The sequence below is a fragment of the Paenibacillus sp. OK003 genome, assembly GCF_900109515.1.
In the GTDB taxonomy this organism is placed as follows: domain Bacteria; phylum Bacillota; class Bacilli; order Paenibacillales; family Paenibacillaceae; genus Paenibacillus; species Paenibacillus marchantiae.
The window spans coordinates 1-9,589 of sequence record NZ_FOBD01000036.1 but is presented as its reverse complement, the minus strand read 5'-3'; the positions used below and the strand labels follow the sequence as shown (position 1 = coordinate 9,589).

Here is a 9,589-nt window from a genome sequence, read left to right as displayed (position 1 = left end):
TTCAAGCCAAACTCAAACAGCGCGCACCGATTGAATATCGATGCGCACTGGCAGCATAGCTTTTTTTATCTGTCTACTTGACAGGGGTATGACCACTTTTAATTTTAAGCACAGACAGACCGAGAACCGTTGGGGCAAAATTTCGTACCAACAAAACAAACAAACCGCTAAAATAGCGACTTTAGACGGACCCACCTTCTTGCCTTGCAGCAGGAATTTATATTATTATCTCAAATGTAAATCCTTCCAGCTCTTCTTCAGCTTCATGCATCAGGTCCAACAACTGATCTGCGTACTCTCCAAGCGAATTTCGGCTTGCATCAAAATTAATCCACTGAATGGTAAGTGGCATCGGGACAAATCCAGTCAGGCAATCCCATAATGCGTCCAAATTCCGCCCATACGTTTGACCTAATTCAAGGCTGGTCTGAAGGACGTCATGTAATTGTTCTTTTCCATGAATGTCCTTTCCATTGATGACTACTGTCTTCATATGATCACCCTTTCTCTATTCGATTTGCTCGAACGTACGATAATGATCGGTTGTTTTATAGAATAATCCATCATTGGAGTATAAAATCCGATCACTGCCCCGCGTTCCTCCCGAATAGTTAATATCTGCTTCGTACCAAGTCCTTCCTTTTTTCTTGGGCAACAGCCCTTCTCGATTTTGAAATACGTCACCGCCAATGCTTTTGCCTGGAGCCACTTTTTCCAAATTACCTTTGCTAGGCTCCCATCCTAATTCTCTAGCTTCTTTCTTGGTTATATAATTTTCCGGGAGTTCATTATGCTCCGAAATATACTTGGCTACTTCATCAAATTGAGTTAGAGCTGCATTCTCTTGAGATGAGCCATTTAATGAAACCGTTTCGAGTGAGCAGCCTGTAAACAGGAGGGTCGCCAGAATAAAAAGTAAAGCACCTAACCACTTTTTTACAACCATTGATTTTGATCTCCTTCTGAAAAATTAGCATCCTCACTATCATAACATGTTCCTTTCGTATACTCCTCTTTATATTCGTTTCTCACGGCTTTCGGCCATCTCAACACAAAAAGGCTGGAGCAGGGATACCCCCGCTCCAACCTTTATTATACCTTGCATCCTTACGGCTCAATCCCCCACGCCAGTTGACCGTTGATATACCCGGTAACCTGTTCGTTGTTTGCAAACTGAGTACTCGATGCCTTAAACGAGTAATCGTTAGCCTGGTTATAATTGGACCAGTTATTTTTGGAGAAACGTGCTTGAATTTCTGCGCTTTGTCCGGCATTAAGCGTTCCCGCAGAACTCGTAAAACCAACTTCCAAAACATAATCCGCTCCGGCAACTGGCGTTGCCAATTTAACGAATTTGCTGGTTACATTTGCACTTCCGATACTGGCCCAATCAGACCAAAAACTCTGTGCTTCTTCCCCGTCGATCGTATAGTAATACCGGAGCTTTACATCACTTAACTGAATCGCCGAATTACCGGTATTGACCACTTTGAATTTAGGTGAGATTCCGTTGGTGGACGCACTTGTATTGCCGTTAAAGGCTTGGATCGTCAAATTCCCAGAGGGTACAGAAATACTGCTATCCACTACGTTTACTGTAAGAACAGCGTTATTTCCTCCGTTAAAATGAAACGTTATCTTATTTTGGCTTAGCGGCAGCGTGGAAAGGTAGGATTTGCGCAGAACGATGGCATTGCTTGATGCCGTGTAATCCTGTCCCGATACAAGTGTATAATTTTCGTTCGTTATGCTTGTAAGCTGTCTTCCGTTTAAGGTAAGAGTCAAGGAAACATCCTGTGCTAGATTCGCTGCTTTATCAAATGCTGCATTCACGGGCGAAATTACAGCGCTTGTGCTTGGTGTTGAATCAACAATTTTAACTTTTAATACAGGATCTTGCCCTTGATTAAAATCAAAAACGATGGAATGTTCGCCAACCGGCAGTCCGGCCAAAAATTCTTTTTTCAGCAGCAACGTACTTCCGTTTAACGTATAATCCTGATTTGCAGTCAATGCAGAGGTGCCTATCCGTAGACCGGTTAACGTATTACCGTTAAAATTCACGGTTATGGCCTTGTCGCTTGGATTGGGCGTGTGTTTGTCAAATTCAACGGTTGTAGGTGTGAGGGACGCGTTTGATGTTGGATTGTTAACCTTCAAATTAGGCAGTTCATCCAGCGTAATGACATAATCGCTTTGATAAAGCGTTTTCAGCGTTGCCGGATAATTAAAGGCTGAACTCATGAGATGCTCGCCGTACCACGGGCAGAAGTAGAGCCATCCTGATTTTTCCTCTGTCAGATTCTGTACACTTGGGACGGTATCATTCTCCGTCATGGCCACCATTTTCTTGCCGCCCGTTAAATCAACCAGTTGATAGAAGATCGAGGTAATGGCATCCTCATTCGGTACGCCGGACAACCCGTCAGTGCGGTTGTAGATCGTATTGTATTTATCATAGCCGACAATATCTACCTGATCGTCACCAGGGTACCATGCAGGAGAAGTGTTATATACGTAGCTGTTGTAAGTCCAAATCAAGTTGTGCAAACCGTATGTCTCTGTAAGTTCAGTGTAGAGCATATCCCACAGTTGTTTGTACACATCTGCACCTGCGGAAGCCCACCAGAACCAGGCGCCTTCTCCATTTAAGCCACCGTTGCCCTCCGCCTCATGATAAGGACGGAAAAGAACGGGCACATTGTTATCTTGCAGAATCAGCAGTTGTTCCGCCAGATCATCAATCGTACTCATTACGTATTGATATTCTTTCGTACCAGGAATTACGGCGTTGGCTGTATTAAAATTGGTTTCTGTTGGTTTATAAGTAGCCTCTTTCCAATCCACATGGTCACCAAGCTGGTAGGTCGTGAAATTTCGGGGTACATTAATATGCCAGGAAGCTGTCGCAATTCCATCCCGGTTATTCACCCAATCGATCATTCGATCGGTTGTGCCGTCTTCCCATCCGTAGAGCGGATTATAGTTCATAAAATCAAATCCGCGGATAGCCGGATACTTTCCGGTTAAATTATGAATCCAATCAAACTCCAACTCCGTATTGCCATCGTTTCCACCACCGTATATCTCCTGTTGACCTGAGATAATATGATTGCCATAAACCTCCGTTAAATAATTCATCAGAAGTTGTGTTTCCGGTGTGGCTTGGGAATCAGTAAGGACAGGCTGAACATCCAGGGGATCAAGATTGGCATAGTCCACAGTGAAGGTGTCAAAATAAGCGAAGCCCCAACCAGCCTTCAATTGAATCGTGTTACTTCCTTGATTCAGCTTCTGATAACCAAAATTGAAATCAGACCATGTTGTTGTGTATGGCAGCATATACGAGCCCTTGGTAACGCCATTAACGGATAAATATTGAAGTCGGCCGTCAGCACTAAGCTCCTGCATGTATCGGGTGGAAATTGCATACATGCCTGTTTCGGGGACAGTCACAGTGAAGGTTATCGTGCCGGAATTCTGCATCCAGACAAATCCACTTCCAGAAAATCCGGGCTTGGGTTGTCCGTAAATTTCTGTCGTCACTTGAAGATCGGAGGAAAGTAAAGCGTTTTCGCTTTCAATCGTAAAAAGTGGTGAATCTGCATGAACGGGTACTGTCATCAATCCAAGAAGCAGAGTCAATGCCAGCATTAATACGCCTGTCTTTTTGAACAAAATCTTCATCATCATCTTCCTTCCCATGTTAAAATATGATAAAGAATGATCCCTCTGTTCACTCATGATGGCGCTTTCATTGTAAACATAGCATATGTATCAATTTTTGCAAATATATGGACGAAAAAAAGCCGCAATTTTGCGGCTCGGCTTTTTTTCGTCCATTCATTTTCAGTACATTTAACCCTCTTATTGGGCGGTGTATCCTCCATCCACGATCAGGCTGTTTCCTGTCATATAGGATGAATCGTCGCTAGCTAGGAACAGTACAGCTTTGGCCATTTCATCTGCTTGACCAAGCCGCTTCATTGGTGTTGCCGAAGAAAGGGCCTGTTTGCTCTCTTCTGGAATAATCGGTGTATCGATGAAACCTGGGCAAAGTGCGTTCACCCGAATATTTTTCTCAGCATATTCCAGCGCGAGCGAACGAGTCAGATTCACAACGCCACCTTTTGCTGCATTGTAGGCTGCAGAACCAGGTGAACCAACCCATCCGTACATGGAAGCCGTGTTGACGATCGTCCCTCCGCCAATTTTGAGCATTTCTCGGATCGATTCACGCGCGACCAAGAATACACCGTCCAGATCTACATTCACCGTATTGCGCCATTCAGCATAGTCAAGCTCATGCGAAGGATGAACACGCCCGATTCCTGCATTGTTAAATACGATATCCACTTTACCGAAAACCTCAACAGTTTTTTTGAAAATCTCAGCAACCTCTTGTTCACTCGTGATGTTCGCTTTAATAAACAGAGCGTCAGCTTTAAGCGCTTTCAGTTCTTGTTCAAACGCCTTTCCTTTTTCTTCATTCAGGTCTACCAAGACCACTTTAGCTCCTTCGGAAACGAATAAGCGTGCTGTCGCTGCGCCGATTCCGGATGCCCCTCCCGTAATAACTGCCACTTTGTCTTGAAGTTTGCTCATGACTAATTCCTCCAGTATACTATTTTGAATAGCACCTATTTGCATATGTGCTATATGACGTTTACAAACATAATTGTATGCTTAAAATTGTAACAATCCAATCATTAAGATACGATGATATGTCTACTACATAGACACTTGGTGAAACAATGTCTATTTATATAGGAGTTTTTATGTATGAATGATGAACAAATTTTGAAATCTCAACAGCGCAATCGAACAGAAGAGCATCTTAAAAGCGCTCTGATCCAACTCATTAAGAAAAAAGGCTATCATGCCATCTCTGTCAAAGACATCGTTGATCAGGCAGGTTATAATCGCAGTACATTTTACCTACACTATCAAGATAAATTCGTGCTCGCCGAAGAATTGTTGAATACGAAGCTCGAAGGTCTGAGACTCGCCGTAGGCAAGCCGTATTCACATGGTCAAAAGGTCTACACCACCAAGCTAAATTCGGAATCCTTTCAAATCGTCGATTATGTCTATGAGAACCGAGACTTCTTCGAACTGATTCGATATGATGACACGTTACCAGGTCTGCATACTGGCTTCCCACAGACAATCCTGAAAATCTATGAGGAGCAGTTTATTTTCGAGACGATCAACGATATGCCTGTTAACATGGAGTATTTTAAGTACTATACAGCGTACGGCTTTTTTGGAATATTGAACAATTGGATATTAAGCGGTTTTCGCGAATCACGTGATATGTTTATCAAGAACGTGATCGATCTGTCCAAAACACATATTCATTCTTTTCATTATGTGGGGGACAATTAGTTAAATTTCATTTAGAGACAAAGAGGGGAATCTTATCCTCCACTCTTTGTCTTTTTTTGTCTTTTCCCCCTCTTCATCTTATGGAATTTATTAGGTCATTAATTTCTCAATCAACATATCAATAAATTTGCCTTTTGAGTAAATTTGCACAATGGGCAAATTAAAGTTATGATAATTCCAAGTAATTGCTAAGGAGTTGAGTGAATACCAAATGAAAACAGTCTACTATCGAGAGAGTTATTTTCTCCAAAAGCATGCATGTGGAGGTGTACGCATTTGATAACCAAGCAAACCCTGCGACATTTAAAAAAAGAAGCTACTGAAAAAGCGCTAGCAACTGCAGCATTTGAACTTGCGCTTGAACATGGGTTGGACGGTTTTGTTGTCGAAGATATTGTACAAAAAGCCGGTTGCTCCAGAAGAACTTTCGCAAACTATTTTACATGCAAGGAAGAAGCAGTAGCTATGGGAGCTACTTCAGTTAATAACACTAGTGAATTTGAAACCCTGCTCACCAAAATTCCATCTGATGCCTCCTTGCTTGACGTTCTGTATCAACTAATCCAGATGCAGCTTACAACAGATCTTATAGGAAGATTGCGTGAACTTTTATTACTTTCCCAACAATATCCTGTTCTCGAACCACATTTCCTTCGGGTTGTGCACCAAATGCAGACGACTGCCCAAGAGACATTGTTAGACTTGTCCAACGAAAATGATGACGAGGTATATACTTATCTACTTATAAACGCAGTCTACGGAACCATTCTTCCATTAATTGACGGAAGACTTAATGTGCTGTTACCAGGACAAAACATAAGTGACCACCAAAGAACAGGGGCTGTATCGTTCGATGAGTTTTTAGAAAACATGTTTTCTCATTTGCGCAAAGGATTCTAATACAGTAGCAATCCATATTCACCATAGAGGGAGTGTAAAACAAAGATATGTCTACATTATTATATAGAGTGGGGAAAACTGCTTTTCGCAAACCGGGGTACTTTATACTCGGATGGATTTTAATTTTAGGAATTGTCGTCTCGATGATCAGTGTGAATGGTGTGCATATCAGTTCCGAAATGAAGATTGAAGGCACAGAATCTCAAAAAGTTCTGGACCAGTTAGCCAAAGAATTACCTGCTGCCTCAGGCGGTCAAGGGAGTGTTGTGTTTGAAGCACCTCCAAACGAGCGTCTAGATACGCCAGAACGATTGGCAGCGATCACAAAGGGTGTTAATGATGTTTACGGGATAAAAGATGTGCTCAACCCTGCAGATTATGCTGCTGAAGCCAGCGGCTCAACTGCTGAGATGGCCCAGGCTGCCAATTCGGATCAGTCTGCAACAGTAGCTGCTCCCTCCTATGGTCCTCTGATGGTGGATGGTGTTCCTGTGCCGGGTGTTCTTCTCTCTCCCGACGGCAGAATTGCTTTGTTCCAATTTCAGTTTACCATTGAGCAGTCTGCTATCACGCAGGATGTTTTTGACTCCGTAATAGATTCCGTCATGACGGTTGAGAAAGGAACCAATATTACCGTCCTTCCAGGCGAAACACTAAAAACCGTATCCATCGGTGTAGGATCCGCCGAAATCGTTGGACTTGTCATTGCCGCGGTTGTTTTGCTGGCCACACTTGGGTCCGTTGTAGCGGCAGGACTGCCTCTTGTAACTGCACTTCTTGGTGTCGGCATCGGAGTGGGCGGAGCATTCTCCATTTCGAAGTTCATTGAAATGCCTAGTGTCACTTCGGTTTTGGCTCTTATGGTTGGACTAGCAGTTGGAATTGATTACGCTCTATTCATTGTAAATCGTCAACGCCGAATGATTATCGATCAACGTTTGAGTGCACAAGAAGCTGCTGCCAGAGCTATTGGCACATCGGGCAGTGCTGTATTTTTTGCAGGTTTGACAGTTATCGTAGCTCTATGCGGTATGTTAGTAATCGGTCTTACGTTCTTATCAACGATGGCGTTGGTAGCTGCTGCAACCGTGCTCATCAACGTATTTGTTGCCTTAACCCTTTTACCGGCGCTGCTCGGGTTGGTGGGTGAGCGGATCTGTTCGCCTAAAGCTCGTGAGAAAAGCGCCAAGCCTAACAAAGCGGCTGGTCGTGGCGTAGCTGACAGATGGGTTAAATTCGTTATCAAGTATCGTTGGGCCACAATTGCCGCCATCATCGTACTTCTTGGTGTCGCAGCAATTCCGATTACGAAAATGGAGATGGGCATTCCAGGAGCTGCCTCAGCGAATCTGGATACGGCTGCAAGACAAAGTTATGATGCAATATCCGAAGGATTTGGAGAAGGCTTTAACGGGCCACTTATTCTGGTCGCTGAGCCTAAGGATTCATCAACGCAGGTCTCTCCAGAACTCTTAGGCAATCTTGTGAAAGAGCTTCAAAATCAAAAGAATGTTGCGCAGGTTTCACCTTTAGGCATGACTGAGGATATGGCTATTTTCAGTCTGATTCCTGAAACTGGTCCTAACGATAAAACTACCAAAAATCTGGTGAATGATTTACGTTCTTCTGAATCAAGTATTGCACAGACGTATAACGTTAAGCTTGGAGTTACCGGATTAACGGCCGTAAATATCGATATGTCAACTAAGCTTGCAGAGGTATTCCCTATATATGTAGGCATTATTATTCTGTTGTCCCTTATCATTCTACTCTTGGTATTTCGTTCAATTATCGTTCCAATCAAAGCAACCATCGGCTTTCTTCTTAGTATTCTTGCTACGTTCGGAATCACGACAGCTGTGTTTCAGTGGGGCTGGCTCCACTCTCTCTTCGGCTTCGATACAGGTGGTCCGCTGCTAAGCTTTATGCCGATCATTGTTACGGGTATCCTTTATGGGCTCGCAATGGATTATCAGGTTTTCCTTGTCAGCTCCATGCGCGAATCGTATGTTCATGGTCATCGGGGGACTGAATCCGTCGTTCACGGGTACAAACAGGTGAGTCGTGTTGTAGTAGGAGCCGCTGTAATTATGGTTTCTGTTTTTGCAGGGTTTATTTTCACGGATGATGTCATGATCAAACAAATTGGATTTACGTTAGCTGTAGGAATCTTGATCGATGCCTTCATTATTCGAATGGGATTGGTCCCGGCCATCATGGCTATTTTCGGCAATAAAGCATGGGCGCTTCCGAAATGGCTGGACCGTATTCTGCCCAACCTTGATGTCGAAGGCGAGAAACTGATTGCTTCACTCAATGCTAAGGATAACGAACATCACAAGTCTTGATGTGGCATGTATTTTGATTTGAATTCATTTGGATGAAAAATAAGAAACAGTGACCAGTTCTGGTTGCTGTTTCTTATTTTTTGTTGATAATATATTAATGCAATTCTCCTATGATTGGATAGATTGGGCTTCTCAGATTGAAATTGTAGTTCAGGTCTACAATCCCTACGACTTCGTTGTTTTCATATAGATCTAACATGAAGCCTGCCATTTCTTTGGCGGTGTGGTATTTAGACATGTTTGCTTTGTAATCAAATTCTTCTGTATCTAATGATTTCTTCACGAATTCCGTTTCCGTAATTGCTGGAGCCAGTACTTTTGCTTTTAATTTTGCCCCTTTTATTTCAAGTTCTTTGGCAAGCCCTTCTGTGAAGGCACTAACGTAAAATTTCGATGCCGAATACGCAACACTTCCAACAGCAATGGCATATCCAAGTGCGGATGCAACGTTAATTAACTGAGTTCCCTCTACGTCTGCGTAATCTCGCACATACAGTGTGGAAAGGATCGTCAGCGATTCAATGTTCACACGCAGCATCGTTTCAACTTTCTCCAAATTCTGTTCTGCTACAAAAGAACCTTCGCCAAGCCCCGCATTGTTAATCCAAGTCTCAATTTGGTATTTCTTAAGCGTGTTATAAAGTGTGTATGCCTGTCTTGTATCCGATAGATCACTTGTATGAACAATAACATCTACTGTAGCATCAATATTCTGAATGGCTGATTTGAGTTCTTCTAATTTGTCCAATCTTCTGGCGACCAGGATTAAGTTTTTGCCACGTGCAGCAAATGCCAAAGCTGTCTCATATCCAATCCCTGAACTTGCACCCGTAATAACTGTATATTTCATCCTATTTTCTCCTCGTATAGTATTTTTTGAAGGCAGTTTTGACTGAATTACCAGTTCCCGAGGGAACTGGCGAACGCCTTGTGAATTTCCAGTTTGCTCTTTG

At 43.0% G+C, this 9,589-nt stretch carries 8 protein-coding genes; 3 read left to right on the top strand and 5 right to left on the bottom strand.

Annotation, left to right across the window (positions count from 1 at the left end):
- Positions 1-217 precede the first annotated feature (217 nt).
- The 4 genes from BMW94_RS30010 to BMW94_RS29995 form a co-directional block, all read right to left on the bottom strand.
- Positions 218-493 carry a barstar family protein gene (locus BMW94_RS30010; RefSeq protein ID WP_091002247.1) on the bottom strand — a complete coding sequence of 92 codons (276 nt, stop codon included), beginning with the start codon at positions 491-493 and terminating at the stop codon, positions 218-220.
- Positions 494-508: 15 nt separating this feature from the next.
- The gene (locus tag BMW94_RS30005) at positions 509-946 is read right to left on the bottom strand and encodes a ribonuclease (protein ID WP_091002246.1); all 438 of its coding nucleotides are present in this window, start codon (positions 944-946) and stop codon (positions 509-511) included.
- A gap of 161 nt (positions 947-1,107) precedes the next feature.
- Positions 1,108-3,687 (bottom strand): glycosyl hydrolase, encoded by a 2,580-nt coding sequence (locus tag BMW94_RS30000; protein ID WP_091002245.1) that lies wholly within the window; start codon positions 3,685-3,687, stop codon positions 1,108-1,110.
- A gap of 180 nt (positions 3,688-3,867) precedes the next feature.
- On the bottom strand, positions 3,868-4,605 hold the full coding sequence (locus BMW94_RS29995; protein ID WP_091002244.1) for an SDR family NAD(P)-dependent oxidoreductase: 738 nt from the start codon (positions 4,603-4,605) through the stop codon (positions 3,868-3,870).
- A gap of 177 nt (positions 4,606-4,782) precedes the next feature.
- On the opposite strand from BMW94_RS29995, the gene BMW94_RS29990 reads away from it, so the two are divergent.
- From BMW94_RS29990 to BMW94_RS29980, 3 genes are all read left to right on the top strand, one after another.
- Positions 4,783-5,388 carry a TetR/AcrR family transcriptional regulator gene (locus tag BMW94_RS29990; RefSeq protein ID WP_091002243.1) on the top strand — a complete coding sequence of 202 codons (606 nt, stop codon included), beginning with the start codon at positions 4,783-4,785 and terminating at the stop codon, positions 5,386-5,388.
- A 276-nt stretch (positions 5,389-5,664) separates the two neighbouring features.
- Positions 5,665-6,288: a TetR/AcrR family transcriptional regulator gene (locus tag BMW94_RS29985; RefSeq protein WP_254790421.1), complete on the top strand. Its 624-nt coding sequence runs from the start codon at positions 5,665-5,667 to the stop codon at positions 6,286-6,288.
- A gap of 47 nt (positions 6,289-6,335) precedes the next feature.
- Positions 6,336-8,636 carry an MMPL family transporter gene (locus BMW94_RS29980; protein ID WP_091002242.1) on the top strand — a complete coding sequence of 767 codons (2,301 nt, stop codon included), beginning with the start codon at positions 6,336-6,338 and terminating at the stop codon, positions 8,634-8,636.
- 94 nt (positions 8,637-8,730) lie between these two features.
- Here BMW94_RS29980 and BMW94_RS29975 read toward each other — a convergent pair whose 3' ends face one another.
- A complete protein-coding gene (locus tag BMW94_RS29975) occupies positions 8,731-9,486 on the bottom strand; it encodes an SDR family NAD(P)-dependent oxidoreductase (RefSeq protein ID WP_091002241.1) in 756 nt (251 codons plus the stop codon).
- Positions 9,487-9,589: the final 103 nt, after the last annotated feature.

Coding starts and splice junctions, on each gene's coding strand:
- BMW94_RS30010 (WP_091002247.1), bottom strand. CDS start 493: ATGAAGACAGTAGTCATCAATGGAAAGGACATTCATGGAAAAGAACAA.
- BMW94_RS30005 (WP_091002246.1), bottom strand. CDS start 946: ATGGTTGTAAAAAAGTGGTTAGGTGCTTTACTTTTTATTCTGGCGACC.
- BMW94_RS30000 (WP_091002245.1), bottom strand. CDS start 3,687: ATGAAGATTTTGTTCAAAAAGACAGGCGTATTAATGCTGGCATTGACT.
- BMW94_RS29995 (WP_091002244.1), bottom strand. CDS start 4,605: ATGAGCAAACTTCAAGACAAAGTGGCAGTTATTACGGGAGGGGCATCC.
- BMW94_RS29990 (WP_091002243.1), top strand. CDS start 4,783: ATGAATGATGAACAAATTTTGAAATCTCAACAGCGCAATCGAACAGAA.
- BMW94_RS29980 (WP_091002242.1), top strand. CDS start 6,336: ATGTCTACATTATTATATAGAGTGGGGAAAACTGCTTTTCGCAAACCG.
- BMW94_RS29975 (WP_091002241.1), bottom strand. CDS start 9,486: ATGAAATATACAGTTATTACGGGTGCAAGTTCAGGGATTGGATATGAG.